At 44.3% G+C, this 16,696-nt stretch carries 13 protein-coding genes; 4 read left to right on the forward strand and 9 right to left on the reverse strand.

What is annotated here, in order from left to right:
* Nucleotides 1-101 precede the first annotated feature (101 nt).
* From FKN08_RS09985 to FKN08_RS09995, 3 genes are all read right to left on the reverse strand, one after another.
* A complete protein-coding gene (locus FKN08_RS09985; protein ID WP_170892013.1) occupies nt 102-800 on the reverse strand; it encodes a response regulator transcription factor in 699 nt (232 codons plus the stop codon).
* Entirely contained in the window at nt 797-1,831 is a 1,035-nt protein-coding gene (locus FKN08_RS09990) for an ATP-binding protein (RefSeq protein WP_170892014.1), read from the reverse strand. The genes FKN08_RS09985 and FKN08_RS09990 overlap by 4 nt, the downstream gene beginning before the upstream one ends.
* A 236-nt stretch (nt 1,832-2,067) precedes the next feature.
* Nucleotides 2,068-3,921, reverse strand: a complete 1,854-nt coding sequence (locus tag FKN08_RS09995) for an ABC transporter ATP-binding protein (protein ID WP_170892015.1) — start codon at nt 3,919-3,921, stop codon at nt 2,068-2,070.
* Nucleotides 3,922-4,066: 145 nt separating this feature from the next.
* On the opposite strand from FKN08_RS09995, the gene FKN08_RS10000 reads away from it, so the two are divergent.
* The 4 genes from FKN08_RS10000 to fhuB are packed head-to-tail and all read left to right on the forward strand — an operon-like array spanning nt 4,067 to nt 9,894.
* Nucleotides 4,067-6,172, forward strand: coding sequence for a TonB-dependent siderophore receptor (locus tag FKN08_RS10000; RefSeq protein ID WP_170892016.1), 2,106 nt, complete (start codon nt 4,067-4,069; stop codon nt 6,170-6,172).
* Nucleotides 6,173-6,224: 52 nt separating this feature from the next.
* A complete protein-coding gene (locus FKN08_RS10005) occupies nt 6,225-7,010 on the forward strand; it encodes an ABC transporter ATP-binding protein (RefSeq protein ID WP_170892017.1) in 786 nt (261 codons plus the stop codon).
* The gene (locus tag FKN08_RS10010; protein WP_170892018.1) at nt 7,001-7,930 is read left to right on the forward strand and encodes an iron-siderophore ABC transporter substrate-binding protein; all 930 of its coding nucleotides are present in this window, start codon (nt 7,001-7,003) and stop codon (nt 7,928-7,930) included. The genes FKN08_RS10005 and FKN08_RS10010 overlap by 10 nt, the downstream gene beginning before the upstream one ends.
* Complete coding sequence (fhuB, locus tag FKN08_RS10015; RefSeq protein ID WP_170892019.1) at nt 7,927-9,894, forward strand: Fe(3+)-hydroxamate ABC transporter permease FhuB; 1,968 nt, start codon at nt 7,927-7,929, stop codon at nt 9,892-9,894. The genes FKN08_RS10010 and fhuB overlap by 4 nt, the downstream gene beginning before the upstream one ends.
* A 99-nt stretch (nt 9,895-9,993) precedes the next feature.
* Here the strand turns inward: fhuB and FKN08_RS10020 are convergent, their stop codons facing one another.
* The 6 genes from FKN08_RS10020 to FKN08_RS10045 all read right to left on the reverse strand — a co-directional run bounded on the left by FKN08_RS10020 (nt 9,994) and on the right by FKN08_RS10045 (nt 16,476).
* Nucleotides 9,994-10,842: a mechanosensitive ion channel family protein gene (locus FKN08_RS10020; protein ID WP_170892020.1), complete on the reverse strand. Its 849-nt coding sequence runs from the start codon at nt 10,840-10,842 to the stop codon at nt 9,994-9,996.
* A gap of 96 nt (nt 10,843-10,938) precedes the next feature.
* On the reverse strand, nt 10,939-12,279 hold the full coding sequence (locus tag FKN08_RS10025) for an HlyD family type I secretion periplasmic adaptor subunit (RefSeq protein WP_047008476.1): 1,341 nt from the start codon (nt 12,277-12,279) through the stop codon (nt 10,939-10,941).
* Nucleotides 12,254-13,972, reverse strand: coding sequence for a type I secretion system permease/ATPase (locus FKN08_RS10030; RefSeq protein ID WP_104970486.1), 1,719 nt, complete (start codon nt 13,970-13,972; stop codon nt 12,254-12,256). The genes FKN08_RS10025 and FKN08_RS10030 overlap by 26 nt, the downstream gene beginning before the upstream one ends.
* Nucleotides 13,973-14,124: 152 nt before the next feature.
* Complete coding sequence (locus FKN08_RS10035; RefSeq protein ID WP_005392412.1) at nt 14,125-14,715, reverse strand: calcium-binding protein; 591 nt, start codon at nt 14,713-14,715, stop codon at nt 14,125-14,127.
* 207 nt (nt 14,716-14,922) lie between these two features.
* A complete protein-coding gene (locus tag FKN08_RS10040) occupies nt 14,923-15,579 on the reverse strand; it encodes a LuxR C-terminal-related transcriptional regulator (RefSeq protein WP_170892021.1) in 657 nt (218 codons plus the stop codon).
* A 228-nt stretch (nt 15,580-15,807) separates the two neighbouring features.
* On the reverse strand, nt 15,808-16,476 hold the full coding sequence (locus FKN08_RS10045; RefSeq protein ID WP_074190419.1) for a LuxR C-terminal-related transcriptional regulator: 669 nt from the start codon (nt 16,474-16,476) through the stop codon (nt 15,808-15,810).
* Nucleotides 16,477-16,696 lie beyond the last annotated feature (220 nt).

Raw genomic sequence — 16,696 nt, forward strand, 5'->3', positions numbered from 1 at the left:
TTAGACTGATTTTCCGTCACGGAAAATAGGCAACACGAATCCTGTTCGAGTGCCGATAACCAGCACTAAACCTTGGCATTAACGTTGATTAAATTTGGAATTTAGTGGTGCTTGGACGTCTCAAGCACTAAACGATAACCCAGCCCCGGCTCGGTTTTTAAAAGTCGCTGTTCGTCAGCACTATCGTTCAGTTTTTTGCGTAGTTGACTCACTAGCACGCGTAAGTAGTGAGTATCTTCGACATGACTTTTTCCCCAAATCACCACTAGTAAATGAGTTTGCTCAATGAGTTTTCCCGGCTTGAGAATCAACTGTTCAATGAAAGAAAACTCTTTCTTGGTGAGTGGAATTTCCCTCTGATCCAACCAAAATTGGTGAGTACTTTTGATGATTTTGACTCTGCCAGCCACCAGCTCATCAGCGACGGTTTGCTCATCCACCAAATCTCGAACCAGCACTTTGATGCGCGCAATGAGCTCTTTTACGCCAAAAGGTTTGCTCAAGTAATCATTCGCGCCCGCTTCTAAAAGGCAAATTTTTTCCTCTTCTTGATCACGAGCTGTCAGCACTAACACTGGCGTTTTATACGTCTGACGAAGCGTAGTGAGGAACTCCGTCCCATCGCCGTCGGGCAAGCCTAAATCTAGCAGAATGACGTGCGGCGAATGCGCTTCGAAACACGCTTTGGCTTCTGCAATGGTACTCGCGCCAATGTAATCAAACCCTTCAGCAGACAGCGAAATTCGAATAAAGGTATGAATGCGAGGCTCATCGTCCACGACTAAAACTTTGTAACTCACGCCTGCTCTGCTCCTTGATTGAGTGGAAGTCGAATGCGGATCAGCGTCCCTTTTGATACTGGCATAGATTGAATCTCACCTTGGTGTGCGGTGATGATGCCTTTGGCAACCGCGAGTCCCATTCCGGTGCCTGAATCGGCCGATTTGTTGTTCGCGCCAGAATAGAAAAGGCTGAATATTTTTTCCGCATCTTCAGCTTTGATGCCAATCCCCTTGTCCCGAACATCAATCACGCACGACGAATCCTGCTTAGAAAGAGAAACCTCAACAGATTCATTCTCTGGTGAAAATCGCATGGCATTATCCAGCACATTAAAAATCGCTTGTTCGATGAGCGAACGACTTACTGACAAATAGCCAACGGCATCATCCATATTCATGGATACTTTCTCGGTGTAATTCGGCAAACGAGAAACCGCATCCCGCACAATATTCGCAATAGGCTCATCTTTTTTGGTAATTTTTAATGTGCCGTGTTGGAGCTTAGTCGCCTGTAAGAGGTTCTCTATATATTGATGCAAGCGGTGGCTTTCTGAAGTCGCACTGTCGAGCAATTCTTTCCGCTCTAAGTCATTGAGCTTGGGCATGTACTCGTTGAGAGTGGTCAGTGTTCCAATAATGGTTGCCAGCGGCGTGCGTAGGTCATGGGACACCGATAGGAGGATGCTGTTTTGCAGCTTGGTTTGTTTTAACTCGCCCTGCTGGCGACGATAGAGATCCGCAAAGGTGCTGGTGATAAATGCCACCACCATAAACACGACTAGATTAAAAATGTCTTCCGGACGAAGCATCTGCAAAGAGTAACGAGGCGTCGTGAAAAAGAAGTTGAAGCTCAACGCTTCGATCACCGCCGCCGCATAAGCGAATCGCGAGTTGCATTGAAACGCCACCACCACAACTGCTAACTGCAAAATCAGCAGGACCGCAGCTGTAGAGCCAAACAATTGGTCCAACAGCCATGAGGCCACAACCGCGCCAACAATCACGATGGCAGAAAAGAGAAATGTGTTATCTCGCCAATGAGCAAACATAAAGTACATCAACCAAAATTCGATGCAGAAACTTTAGCAAAAGCCCATTCGGAGTTCGCGTAAAAAAAGCGTAAAAAATGCAAGAACGACAGTGAGTTATAGACATAACCATCATTAAGTTGGCCTAACTTAATGAATAATCACAAGTAAACGTCACCCATTGACGCCTACTCACTCGGTATAAACGGCAGACATAAAAAAGAGGAGCATTTGCTCCTCTTTCGTGTAGCGTCATATTAGATGACTTGCAGTTGAGCATCACCTTGCTCAGACAAAAAGCCGCCGGTTTGATGCTTCCACAACTGAGCGTAAACACCACCCAATTGCAGCAGCTCGTAATGCGAGCCTTGCTCAATGATTTTGCCGTCATCCATCACAATCAAACGATCCATCGCGGCAATCGTTGATAAACGGTGAGCAATCGCAATCACAGTTTTTCCTTCCATCAGAACTTCAAGGTTTTCTTGAATTGCCGATTCTACTTCTGAATCAAGTGCAGACGTTGCTTCATCCATGATCAAAATTGGCGCGTTTTTCAGCAGTACGCGAGCAATCGCCACACGTTGACGCTGACCACCAGACAGCTTCACACCGCGTTCACCCACTTCAACGTCATAGCCAACGTTACCTTGCTCGTCTCGTAGAGATTGAATGAAATCATGAGCATGTGCTTTCTCAGCAGCTGCGATAACGGCATCCATTGAAGCATCTGGATCACCGTAAAGAATGTTTTCCTTAATTGAGCGATGTAGCAAAGAGGTGTCTTGCGTGATCATACCGATGTGTTGGCGCAGCGACTCTTGTTCGACTTGAGAAATATCCTGTCCATCAATACAAATTTTCCCCGTATTTACGTCGTAAAAACGCAGCAACAGGTTAACCAACGTGGATTTGCCTGCCCCAGAACGACCGACAATACCGACTTTTTCGCCCGGTTTGATGGTCAGATTCAAGTTCTCAAATACCGCCTTTTCATCACTGTAGTTAAAACCTACGTGATCAAAGCAGATCTCACCTTGAGAGATTTGCAGAGGCTTGGCATTTGGTATGTCTTTCACTTCAACTTCGTTTGAAATCGTATTAATACCGTCCACTACCGTACCGATGTTTTCAAACAATGCGCTAACTTCCCACATGATCCACTTCGACATTCCTTGTACGCGCAACGCAATACTAATGGCAATCGCAATAGCACCAATTGTTACAGCGTGATCTAGCCATAGATAAACCGAAATGGCACTGATAGACATCAGCAGTAAATAGTTGATGGCATCGACACTAAACAGCAAACAAGTCACCATGCGCATTTGGCGGTAAACCGTCACCAAAAATTGCTTCATGCTGCTTTCTGCGTATTCCAACTCTCGCTGTGAATGAGCGAATAGTTTTACGGTAGAAATGTTGGTGTAAGAATCGACAATGCGTCCAGTCATTACAGAGCGAGCATCCGCTTGCTCTGTCGCTACTTGTTTCATTTTAGGGATAAAGTAGAACTGGATAACCGCGTACATTCCTATCCAAATCACAATAGGCAACATCAGCAAACCATCGGCCTCGCCCATCATCCAAAGCATCGAAAGAAAATAAACGCTGATATAAACCAGTACATCCACCAACTTCATGACCGTTTCTCGTACCGCTAACGCACTTTGCATCACTTTGGTCGCAACTCGGCCTGCAAAGTCACGTTGGAAAAATCCAACCGCTTGTTTTAGCAAGTAACGGTGAATCAACCAACGGATAGACATCGGGTAGTTACCCAATAACGTTTGGTGCATCACCATTGAGTGGACAAAACCGAGAACTGGCATCACAACCGCCACTAAGAACAGCATCATTAGCATGCGATCACCCTGGTCTTGCCAGAATGTTGCGCGATCTTGATTAGAGAGAATATCGACGAGCTCACCCATATAACGCAACAGCGTTACCTCAGTAATGGCAATAAGCGCACTGAACACAGCCATAACAAGTAAAGGGGCTTCAAAGCCACGAGTGTAAAAGCGACAGAAGCCAAAAAGTGTCTTCGGTGGCTTTTCGGTTTCCATCTGGGGAAAGGGTTGGGTCAGTTTTTCAAACCAATTGAACATAACAACGACTTTAAGTACCGCGAATGAATTTGCGAACGTTTTACTATCTTTTGATACAAAAGTCAGTAAAATACCGAAACAAAAGTTCAAATGATAATAATTACAATTAAGCTTAGCGTTAATCATAATTGTCGGGAATATATTTATGACAAAGAATAACTTACTGACCATCGCGATCCGTAACGCGTTGGTCTGTGCTTTGGCACCAACAGCAGCAGTGGTTGCATTCACAGCACAAGCTCAACAAGACGTTGTACAAGATGACATTATTGCAATGGAGACCATTACGGTCACCGCGCAAGCACTTAAAGTAGAAACCCCTGCGGCAGAAACACCACGCAGCGTTTCTATTATCTCTGAAGACGAGCTTCGCGTTCGTGCACCGCAAAAGTTGGACGAAGCATTACGCTACACATCTGGCGTAACCGCTCAGCCTTATGGCGCAGACAACGACACTGATTGGTTCAAAGTTCGTGGATTTGATGCAGCGACTTACCTAAACGGCAACCGCCTATTCCGCGATGGTTACTACACATGGTTGGTCGAACCTTACGGCCTAGAACGTGTGGAAGTGGTTAAAGGCCCATCAGCTATTCTGTTTGGTGAATCGGCACCAGGCGGTATCGTGAATGCTGTACAGAAAAAACCAACGTTTACGCCTCAAGGCGAAGTAAAAGTCGAAGTAGGCAACAACCAACACCAGTCTGTAGGTTTTGACATTGCTGATGAAGCAAACGACGCTGGCACAATCCGCTACCGTTTGGTTGGCCTGATGACAAGCCAAGATGGCGAACTGGACGGCACTAACAACGAGCGTTTTTATCTAGCGCCAAGCGTCGAGTTCGACATTTCTGACCGCACAATGCTGACCGTTTTGGCCACTTACCTTCGTGATGACGGTGTGCCAACCAACCCATTTTTCCCAGCGGCAGGCACTCTGATTGGTTCTAACTTTGGCAAAATCGATCCTTCGACTAACCTTGGTCAGCCAAACTACGATAAATACGAACGCACGCAGTTCTCTCTAGGTTATTTGCTAGAGCACGACATCAATGACACGTGGTCATTCTCTCAAAACCTCAACTACGGCTCCAATGAGTTGTACTTGCGCAGCTCTTACGCATTCTCAAACAACGATCCTGCGAAAGAAGAATTAGCGCAAGGCATCGTATTCCGTGACGGCAAAAACCAGAGCATCACATTCGACAATAACGCTGTCGGCAACTGGATGACTGACAACGCAGAGCACACGGTGCTTGTCGGTATGGATCTGCAATTCCACAAAACCGATGGCGACGAGCAGGACAACTACGCGTTTGGCACCATCAACCCGTGGAACCCAGTTTACGGCAACTTCACCCCTCTTGATCCTGCCAACAACGTGAAACGTGAGATTGAGAAATCTCAAGCAAGTGTCTACTCACAATACCAATTGAAACTGCATGAACAGTGGATTGGTAACATCGGTGCTCGTTACGACTGGGTGAAAACAGAAAACTCTGGCAAAGGCGCAGGCGTTGATCAAAACGAATCTCGTGATGATGGTCAGTTGTCTCTCAGCGCGGGTGTTATGTTCCTTGCAAACAATGGTCTGTCACCTTACGCAAACTACTCTCAGTCGTTTGAAGTGATCAGTACAATTGATACAGCAACCAATGAACTATACAAACCGCTAGAAGGCGAACAAGTAGAAGTAGGTGTGAAGTATGAGCCAGGCTTTATGGATGGCTTTATCAACCTTGCATGGTTCGACATTACGCAAAAGAACGCGTTGGTGACTAACCCTTCAACATGGATCGCGACACAAACGGGGGAAGTGACTTCTCAAGGTATTGAGCTTGAAAGCACGGCGCAGCTAACCGACGATCTAAAACTGATGGCAAGCTACACCTACACTAAAGCGAAAACAGATGAGAGTTTTGGCCAAGGTAAAAAACAAGCCGCACTTATTCCTGAACACCAAGCTTCAGCATGGGTAGACTACAGCGCCTACAGCCTGATTCCAGGCCTCAATATCGGTACTGGTGTGCGCTACGTAGGTGAGTCAAAAGATAACCCTAAGAGCTCGAACCTAACTGTTCCTTCAGTCACTCTTTGGGATGCGTCAGTCACTTACGACATCACTTCACAGTGGCAAGCACAGCTAAACGTTAACAACATTCTGGATAAAGAGTTTGTTTCAGGTTGCGATTACTGGTGTTACTACGGCCAGTCTCGCTCTGTCATGCTAAACGCAAACTACCGCTGGTAATTGAACTTTCTACTCCCCTCTCTTGAGGGGAGTTTTCTCCTAAGAGTCATCCATGTTTCAACTGTCTAATATTGAGATCGTTCGAGGTGGACGTCAGATCCTCGGCATCGACCAACTAAACATCCCAACGAATGAACTAACTGTCGTTTTGGGCCATAACGGTTCAGGCAAATCGACACTGGTGAACCTGCTTTCTGGTCAAATGTCACCAGATAAAGGCACGGTAGCATTAAACGACACTTCCCTTTCATCACTCAAAACCAAAGAGCTGGCAAAGCAGATCGCCTATTTGCCACAAAAGCTGCCCTCCTCGGCTGGTTTAACAGTAGAAGAGCTAGTGCGCTTAGGTCGCTTTCCGTGGCGTGGCGCACTTGGTCGCTGGAAACCTGAAGACAAACAGATCATCGCAGAAGCCATGGCTCTCACTGGCGTAGCTCCGTTTGCTCAAGCATTAGCGGACGATTTATCGGGCGGTGAGCGACAACGCGCTTGGGTGTCTATGCTGTTGGCTCAACAATCACCGATTTTGATCCTAGACGAACCGACCTCCGCGCTCGATGTTCACCATCAATTTCAACTGATGGCGCTACTTGCAGAGCTAAATAGAACCGAGAACGTAGGCATTATCGTGATCCTGCACGATTTGAACTTAGCACTGCGCTATGCAACCCACATTGTTGCGCTCAAGAAAGGTCAAATTGCGTTCGAAGGCAACGCCGACATGTTGCTAGATGAGGAGCGCCTTTCTGAGTTGTATGAGTCACCGATTAAGCTCATTGATCATCCAACTCCAGCCAACACATTGGCGAGCCAAAAGGTGGCTGTTGTATGCGCATAATAGCTCGTTTACTTACTGTGGTTACACAATCTGCTTTTCTGTTGGCATTTTTTATGACTAATGCAAATGCAGTCATCACCGTTACCGATGAATATGGTGAGCATAGTTTTGAGCAAGCGCCACAACGCGTTGTTGCCTTAAACTGGGACATCTTAGAACAAGTTTTGGCGCTAAACGTAGAACCAATCGCAGCCCCAAATTTACCAGGCTACCGCCAATGGGTGGTTAATCCAACTGCACCAGAGTCAATTGAAGATATTGGAACCCGAGCAGAACCCAACTTAGAAAAAATAGCCAGTTTGAAACCAGATGTCATCCTTGCTGCGTCTCCACAGCAAGACTTGATTCCGTTACTCAAACAAATTGCTCCTGTAATCTATTTACCTAATTTTTCTGAAAGTGAGGCCGCAGCTGAAACGGCAATTCGTCACTTTCGTACGCTCGGCAAGCTATTCAATAAAGAGGCGCTTGCTGAACAGAAACTGGCAGAATTAGATGCTTCATTTGCGCAGATGCGCCAGCGAATTAGCCACTATTACTCTGAGCCGCTCAGTGTTCTGGTGATGCGTTTTTCAACCCCGAATACGGTGTTTCTTGCAACCGAAAATTCCACCACAGACTACGTGGTCAGAAAGCTGGGATTACAGACTCCAATTAAAGAGGCTCCGCGTGCGTGGGGGGTAAAGCAAGATCGGATTAATCGACTTCAAAACCTTCACAACAGCTACGTTCTCTACGTACAACCTTTCCCAGAAGAACGCAAACTGAAAGATTCGCCACTTTGGCAAGCGATGCCGTTTGTAAAGAAGCAGCGGGTAAATTCAGTCAGAGCAGTGTGGGCGTATGGCGGTGCTATGTCTTTGCAATACACCGCTGAAGCGATTACCGACAGTCTAATAGAGTTGGCACCAAAGCAATGAGAACGAAACATTATATTGGTTATCTGGCGCTGATTACGTTACTTAGCGTCTTTAGTCTACAAATTGACACTAATTTATCACTCTTCGAACAGTGGCAATTATTAACAAAACCAGAGGTAGCGAGCGAATTTCGTGACGTATTTTTTACGCAAGCTCAGCTTCCTAGGTTAAGTATTACTCTGCTTGTTGGTGCCATGCTTGGTCTCACTGGCAGCTTAATGCAGCAGTTAACGCAGAATAACCTCACCTCGCCGTTGACTCTTGGCACCTCTTCTGGGGCTTGGCTTGCATTAGTTGTGGTAAATATTTGGTTCGTCGATTGGGTAGCCGATTACTCTGCATTAGCCGCAATGGCGGGGGCTTTAGTGGCGTTTGGCCTGATCGTATCAATTGCCGGTGTGCGTAATATGACAGGTTTGCCGTTGGTCGTTTCGGGGATGGTGATCAATATCTTGCTCGGTTCTATCGCCACAGCCATTATTATTTTAAACGCTCAGTTTGCACAGAATATTTTTATGTGGGGAGCAGGAGACCTTTCTCAATACAGCTGGGATTGGTTTGAGTGGTTATTGCCTCGCTGCGCTATCGCAATCGTAATTTTAATCGTCGCACCACGTATTCTGACTCTAATGAAACTAGGGCAAGAAGGCGCAGCAGCCCGAGGCTTAGCGGTATTACCTGCTTTTGGCACGTTAATGGTGATGGGTATTTGGCTGGTATCTGCCTCAATCACCGCAGTTGGCATTATCAGCTTCATCGGATTACTGACACCCAATATTGCCAGAGCGATGGGGGCAAGAACGCCACGTGACGAATTGATCAGCAGCATGCTAATGGGCGCAATGCTATTAATCATCACCGACTCTGCCGCCATCTCGCTAAGCTTATGGTTAGAGGAAACCATTCCTAGCGGCGTAGCGGCTGCAGCTATTGGCGCTCCCGCTTTAATTTGGTTTACTCGTAAAAAGCTGACGGCAACCGATCAACTTAACCTTTCAATGAGCCAAGGAAAAACGGCGCTTTCTAAGCGCGCAGTTTGTAGCATAGTGATAATGAGCATCGTCGGGGTTCTGGTTTACTCATTCGTTACCCATGGTATAAACGGGATCCAATGGTCCGTGCCAGGGGAGTTCCAATGGCAATTACGCTGGCCGCGAATGCTAACCGCACTTTCTGTCGGTATTGCGCTATCCGTTGCCGGAATCATTTTGCAACGCATTGTTTACAACCCTCTGGCAAGTCCCGATATTCTCGGTGTGTCTTCCGGAGCCACGTTTGCCATTATTACGACAGGAGTCATCGCTGGGTCACTTCTCTCCGCATTTAACTGGGGGATCGCTTTTTTCGGAAGTATGTCCGTATTGATGTTATTGCTGATTATCGGTAAACGAAGCCATTTTAATCCATCTAACTTCGTGTTGTCCGGCATCGCACTAACGGCACTATTAGAAGCCCTTGTTCAATTTTCGCTAGCTCAAGGTTCTGGTGACAGTTACAAAATTTTATTGTGGCTAACTGGTTCAATTTATCGAGTCACAGCCGACACCGCACTGATGCTATGTTTGGCAATAATGGTTCTGCTTACCGCTGTATTCGCGATTTCTCGCTGGCTAACATTAATTTCCATCGGACGACAATTCTCAAATGCACGAGGACTTAACCCCACCGTAGCCAATACGCTAATGCTCACCATCGTTGCTTTATTATGCGCCTTTTCTACCGCTACAGTTGGTCCGATATCTTTTGTTGGCTTGGTCGCTCCCCATATGGCGATGATGTTAGGAGCAAGAAAAGTGAAAGAGCAACTAAGTGTCGGAGCCTTAATTGGTGCAACCCTAATGTTGTGGGCAGATTGGCTGGGACAAATCGCTATTTATCCAAGTCAGGTGGCAGCTGGCACATTGGTCGCTATTTTAGGCAGTACTTACTTTCTGTTTTTAATGCTGAAAAGTAAATTCAGCTAAGTATTCAGGGAATATAGTTAGAGCTGGAAATACCGTTAGAAAAACAAACCCCGCTATGTTTGATAGCGGGGTTTGTTTTAACTAGCGTACGACACTTCTCTATTTTTCAATCACCACAGGAAAGCGCTGCTCATAAAGTTCCATAAAGTCTTTACGAATCAAATGCTCCAAGTGGTTAGCTTTATCGGTCGGGCAGAAAATCATAACATGCAAAATCTGCTCACCATTGATATTGCTAGAAATATGCATATGTGGCTCTGCACCGGGAAGATCGACCCCAGCGTGTTTTTCAATCATCGCATTGTAGCGATGTGCAACATCACTGAAGTAGCTACAATGCTCTTCAATCTTGTCGGTCAAGATTGGTAACAGAGGATACAAATTAACGAAGTCTTTCACCACGATAGAGAAATTGTGGTAGACGTAGCGCTTCATAAAATTGAGGTTCTTTACTGGGTAAGTAAAAAACATACTATTGGGTAAGGTCGCGGTTTTTCCGGTGTAGTGATATTGCCCATGGTGCAGGTCGATCTCTTGAATCACCGTCGCCATCATATTGTGCTCGATCACTTCGCCGCACAGTTTACCGACCTCAATCCAGTCACCGACACGAAAAGAACGTGAGCTTGCTCTTTGAATCGAGCCTGTAAAACACAAAATTATCTCTTTGGATGCCACAACAATGGCAACCGCTATCGCCGTGACACTTAGAGCAAACTCGTTTATTTCTGATTGCCATAAAATAAATAAAATCAGTAATGTAACGGCAAAGGTGCCGTTCTTAGTTCTGGACATCCAGCTGCGCTGATCTTCAGAAAGAAAGGCATGATCACCACGAATCATCGATAAAATCGTACGACGAATTAACCACATAATCACAAAGATCAGTGCGGTAAAAATCAGTTTATGAGTGAGAAGAAAATCGACGACCGACTGCACTTTCTCCATTCCACGGCTCCCTTAGAATTAAAATACGGCCTAGTAACGGGTAACCATAACAAATTATTTTGTCAGTTGTCCGTGTTCACTCAAGTACTTTTGAGATTACTCCTCTCTAAAGGCGCGATTCATGCTTTCAGTGATTGGCTTTATTAAATAACTTAAAGGCGTTCGCGGTTCAGATAAAATAAGCACTTCCGCGTTCATTCCTGAAGTTAAGCGGTGTTTGGCTACATCTTCTTGCGAAATTGCAATTCTAGCGAGGTAAAAATCCTCTTGGTTTTCTTGTGAAAGCTTATCCGCAGAAATCGTTAACACCGTGCCGTCTAATGGTGCCAACGTTCTAGCATTCAGAGCGGTCAGACGAACATGCGCCTGCTGACCTGGGTTAACTAGATCGATATCCTGAGGATTCACGCGAGCCTCGACTAACAACTTATCGTCTTGAGGAACCAACTCCAATAGCGTTTCACCCGAACCAATCACACCTTTTTCAGTAAACACCTGCATGTTGACCACACGGCCTGCAATAGGTGCATTGATGGTTGTTCTCGCTACAATATCTTGTGCTGAGCGATACTCTTCACGAATGGCGACGATTTCCTTTTTGGTGTTTCGTAGCTCCTCGACAATCTCATTCAGTCTTTCAAGCTTCAACTCTTCAATTTGCGCTTGGTTTTCATCCAACCTTTTGCTTACTGTGAGTGATTGTCTATCTAACTGACTTAAGGTACTCCGCACTTCCGCCGCAAGACGTTTGAGTTGAAGCAAGGTGGATTTACCCGAAAAGCCTTTTTGAACTAGAGCTTGGTTACTGTCTATTTCTTCGGCGATAAAATTGAGTCTTTCTCTCTCAATTACTTTGGTTTGCTGGAGGTTTTCCAGCTCCAAATTTGCCCCAGAAATACTCTGCTCAATGATGCTCAGCTTACTATCAAAGAATCGCTTTCTCGCTTCAAAGATCTTGTTTTGAACCAGTTGAGCTTCTTGGACGATATCGACGCGAGGAATACTTTCAAGATCATCAGACCATACGATCGTTGGCAATTCATCTAGTTCTGCACTTAGACGGTTTTCCTTCGCTAGAGTATGAATAAACTGACCACTTAATGAATCCAACTTCGCCATAGCTTGTCGCTTAGAGAGTTGAATTAATAATTGACCTTTTTCAACTAAGTCCCCCTCCTGCACGTACAGCTTTTCAATAATGCCGCCTTCTAGATGTTGAATTTCTTGGCGCTTAGTGAGAACAGACAAATCGCCATAAGCAATCGCAGCACTCTCTAATTTCGCTGTCGCAGCCCAGTAGCCTAGACCGCCAAGAAAAACACTTAGCGTCACCACACCAAGTAAAATTGGCTTTCGAAAGCTTAGTTTCGCTTGCGGACTAAAACGATAAACGGTTTCAGACGGATGCTGATTAACGGCTGGCAGTTGATTGCTCATTTCTTACCCTTGGAATATCTGTTCTTTCTTCGCCCATCAAGCGTTTTAATACTTCATCTTTATCACCGTATAATTTGACTCGACCTTCAGCCAAATACAGCAATCTATCCATTTGTCGTAATGTACTCGGATTATGGGCAATGACGATAATCGTTGATCCTTGCGCCTTTAAATGGGCAATCAAACGTTGATATGCAGCCTCTCCTTCACCATCAAGGTTGGCATTAGCTTCATCGAAAATCACAATAGATGGATCGCCATAAACGGCTCTTGCAAGTGCGATTCTCTGCCTTTCTCCTCCAGATAAACCACGGCCATTTTCGCCAATAACGAAATCATAGCCTTTGTTTTTCTTGAGTATTAATTCATGACATCCTGCTAGTTGCGCCGCCTTAATGACTTTAGCGGGGTCTTCTTCTTTGAAGCGCGCGATGTTCTCCCGAATTGTGCCAGGAAACAACTCTACTTCTTGAGCGAGATAACCAAAATGGGCGCCGCGATCTTCCGATGCCCAAGTAGACACTTCCATACCATCAAGCGTAACCTTACCTGCTAATGGCTTGATCGTACCTAATAACAACCGAGCAAACGTCGATTTACCAGTACCAGAAGGGCCAATAACTCCGACAGCGACTCCGGGAGGCATAGATAAGTTGATCGATGAGAGTACAGGCTCTGCTGTGCCAGGATGGCGATAAGCAAGTCCAGTAAGTTCATAGTGCCCTTTTGGCTTTGGCAGTGGCATATTCGATTCATCTTGGCGCACGATTGCGTCGATTTCTTTTAGTCGTTTATACGCGCCTTTAGCAGACATAGCACTTCGCCATGTTCCAATCGCCTGCTCCATCGGCGAGAGTGCCCGACTCATTAAAATGGAACTCGCGATCATCGCTCCCGCAGTAATCTCATGTTGGATCACTAACCATGCTCCGCCTCCCAACAAAAAGATCTGTAGTGAACCACGTACAAACTTAGAAAAGTTAGCCATGTAAATGGACTTACCTGCCACTCGCTCTTCGAGCACATTGACTTCATTCACGCGCGACTGCCATTTCTCTAAAAACGCGTTCATCATCCCCATCGCAAGAATTGAATTGGCATTTTGCGTGGCTAGCTCGGCGTTGTTGATATGAGAGATCGCCCTAACTTCACTTTCTTGCATGGTTTTACGCGTCATTAGCTCATTGAGTAGCCCGAGACTAAACAATACGATAGACCCGAGTAACGCGATGTGACCCAATACTGGGTGCAATAAATATACGAACAAAATAAACAGCGGTGTCCAAGGCGCATCCAATAGTGGATAGGGTGCTTGGCTGCTCAAAAAGCTTTTGATGTTCTGAATATCTCGCAGCGTTTGCGAGGTGTAACTCTTCCCTGTGTGCGATTGGTATTGAATGCTGCGCTTAAGCATAAAAGTGGACAGTTTGGTGTCCATCCAATAACCAAATGATTTACTCATTTGCGCGCGAGCGATATCAATAATCGACATGGTTAGTAACGCGACAATCACGATAATAGTGAGCAAAAGTAGAGTATCGGTTGAATAGGAGGATATCACTCGGTTGTACACTTGAAGCATGTACAAGGGAATCGAGAGGACTAGTATGTTGATAAAAAGGCTAAAAGCGATTAGCAAGCCCGCAAGCGTGCATAGTTTTTGTCTCACTTCTTTGAAAACCGTTTTTTGCACGACTATTTCCGTTTAAATTGAAAATGTAGGCGCCAGCAAAAGCTAGCACCTAACTTAAGACAGTCTCAAATACACTCTAGAATGACCGAGTTAGTTCACCTCAGCGTGACAGAGCCACACAAACTAATCCCATTCTGAGTGATTTAAGTCATTTAGATTGCAAATAAATCCGCACCGTAAGTATTGATGTCAGTTTCGGTAACGCCAATGAGTTTCACGGTTAGATCAGCACCATCGGTAAACACGGCATTACCTACAGCATCATAGCTAAAGCTTAAATCACCGAAGTCTGTGACCGAGTCGCTAATAATGTGCAACGAATCTTCACCAATGGTGAAATCCACAACTTTTGCTTCACCATGGCCACCAAACTTATCCGTGAACACAAACTTATCGCCATTGCTGCCGCCAACTAGAACATTATCACCAGAACCAGCTACAAGAATATCTTCACCGACGCCGCCATTTAGTTTGTTGTCACCCAACAAACCCAAAAGCAAATCATTACCTGTACCACCGCCGAGGTAATCGTTTCCTGTACCAGCCCTTAGGATGTCATCACCAGCACCACCAGTTAGGCGATCATCACCGTCGCCGCCGATCACATAATCGTTACCGCCACCGCCAACAAACGAATCATTACCACCAAAACCAATAAACAAGTCATCGCCGCCATCGAAATCAGCAAATTGGTTATTTACACCTGCATCGCCTAGATACGTGTCATTGTCACTTGTGCTCATTTTTATTCCCTCTTGTCTTAATAATTGAATAGACCTTTTATTCTATGTCTGAGTAGATTTGTAACAGACATGAGAAGTCTAATAGTCAACCGAATAGGAATAAGTTTGAATATGGGATGATATTTCAGACTGACATTTTAATAATAAATATAAAACTTAGTACTTTATAGAGTATTTTCTTTTTATTACAGTAAGTTAATACTAGTACTACAGATTTCGCCTAGCCCAACTTGTTGCTTGCGTACGGTTCTTTACTTCTAACTTTCTAAAAATATTGTATAGATGTGATTTAATAGTATGCTCACTGATAAATAAAGAATCAGCAATTTCCATATTTGAACCTCCTTCTTTCAACATTTTTAAAACTTGAATTTCACGCCGAGTAAGCTCAACCTCGATAGCAGGCTCAATAATGCTATTCGCTTCTTTTCCTCGATAATAATTAACCAGCTGATCCAGTAATCTTCGAGACAGCCAATTATCTCCTTTTATTATTGCTTTTAACCCCTGACACACCCTGTCCATGGAGTCTCCCGGACCGAATATACCCTTTACATGCGGCCATGAGGCGAGTTCTTCTGTGTCTAAGTCATAACCTAAATTAAGCATTATGGTTCCTAGCACTTTATTACTATCTTTTAAATAAACTAAAGTTTCGGATGGAATCTCAACTGAAAAATCAACAAGCAAAAAGTAGCGTTCCGGAATGAGTTCGTGATAACTAGGGTTTTTAGTATCTATGATCGTTATTTTAGTTTCTATATTTTTAGAAAGCATTTCCTTAAAGTTTTCACTCTGTAAACTTTGTTGAGTGAGCATTAGGACTTCAGGCTTTTCCATATACTGTTCCATAATGTTTCTCATACTTTCAGTGACTTAACATTCTTAAATTAGTCGTTAATCGTCCGCACTTAGTGTGATATGTAAGTGCTAGTCCACAGAGTAAAGTTATTTGCTACTTTTTTAAATTCCAAAGTTATTAAAAAGAGAATCAAAAAAAGTGTTTCTCATAAAAGAAACACTTTTAACACATTTAGGTCACAGCAATGATTAAGAATTCACTAAATTAAATAACGTAATATTTCAAGGAGATTACACTGTTAACGAGTTATCCGAAATATTTTCTTTCGCCCAAATAAGTGCTTGGACTCTATTTTTTACTTCAATCTTCTTGAAAATATTGTGTAAATGAGTCTTTACCGTATTCTCGCTCACAAATAGTTGTTCGGCAATTTGTTGATTGGAAGCCCCCATAGAGAGAAAGGTAATTATTTGTTGCTCTCGTTTGGTCAAAATAGCGGGAACATTCTTATTTATAGGTTTGCAGTGGCGACGAAGGTGAGTAATGTATTGCTGAGAAAACTTACGGCTGAACCACATATCCCCCTGAAGCACCTTACCAATCCCAACTTGCAGCGTTTTTATATCATCAGAGGTATAGAAAATACCTGCTAGAGTACGCCAAGCAAAAAGATCTTCAGTCGAAATGGATTGATCACAATTAATTAAGATTTCGAGCGTATCTTTCTGTTGCGATTCTTTAAATTCCGAATAACGCCGAAATATTTCATCAGTGATCACGCTGCAATCAACAACAATGGCTGACGCTAAAGGCAAATCTAACGCTCCTTTAATAAGAGAGTCTGGTGTGATTAGAGCAACACTAATACCGAGTTTGGTCTCCAATACATCTTTCAGCAGAGATGACTGCAGACTGCCCTCCGTGATTAAAATGACATTTCTTGTTTTTTGTTGCTCCATCCTGATCGCATTCCCTTGGTCGCTTTTATTGAAATACGCAATAGATTTAGATAGAGCAGTAGTATTGTCAAGTATGAAAATAACTAGTACTAATTAATAACTCATTGAAGTGTCAATAATTTTTAAGTGGCAAGTATGTAAGAGGTATTAGCATTTTTCAGGCATTAAAAAAGGGAGCATACACTCCCTTTTTTGTATTTGAGTTGGTGATTTTGTCGCG

It is taken from the genome of Vibrio sp. 1-2 (7-a) (genome assembly GCF_013048515.1).
GTDB lineage: Bacteria > Pseudomonadota > Gammaproteobacteria > Enterobacterales > Vibrionaceae > Vibrio > Vibrio diabolicus.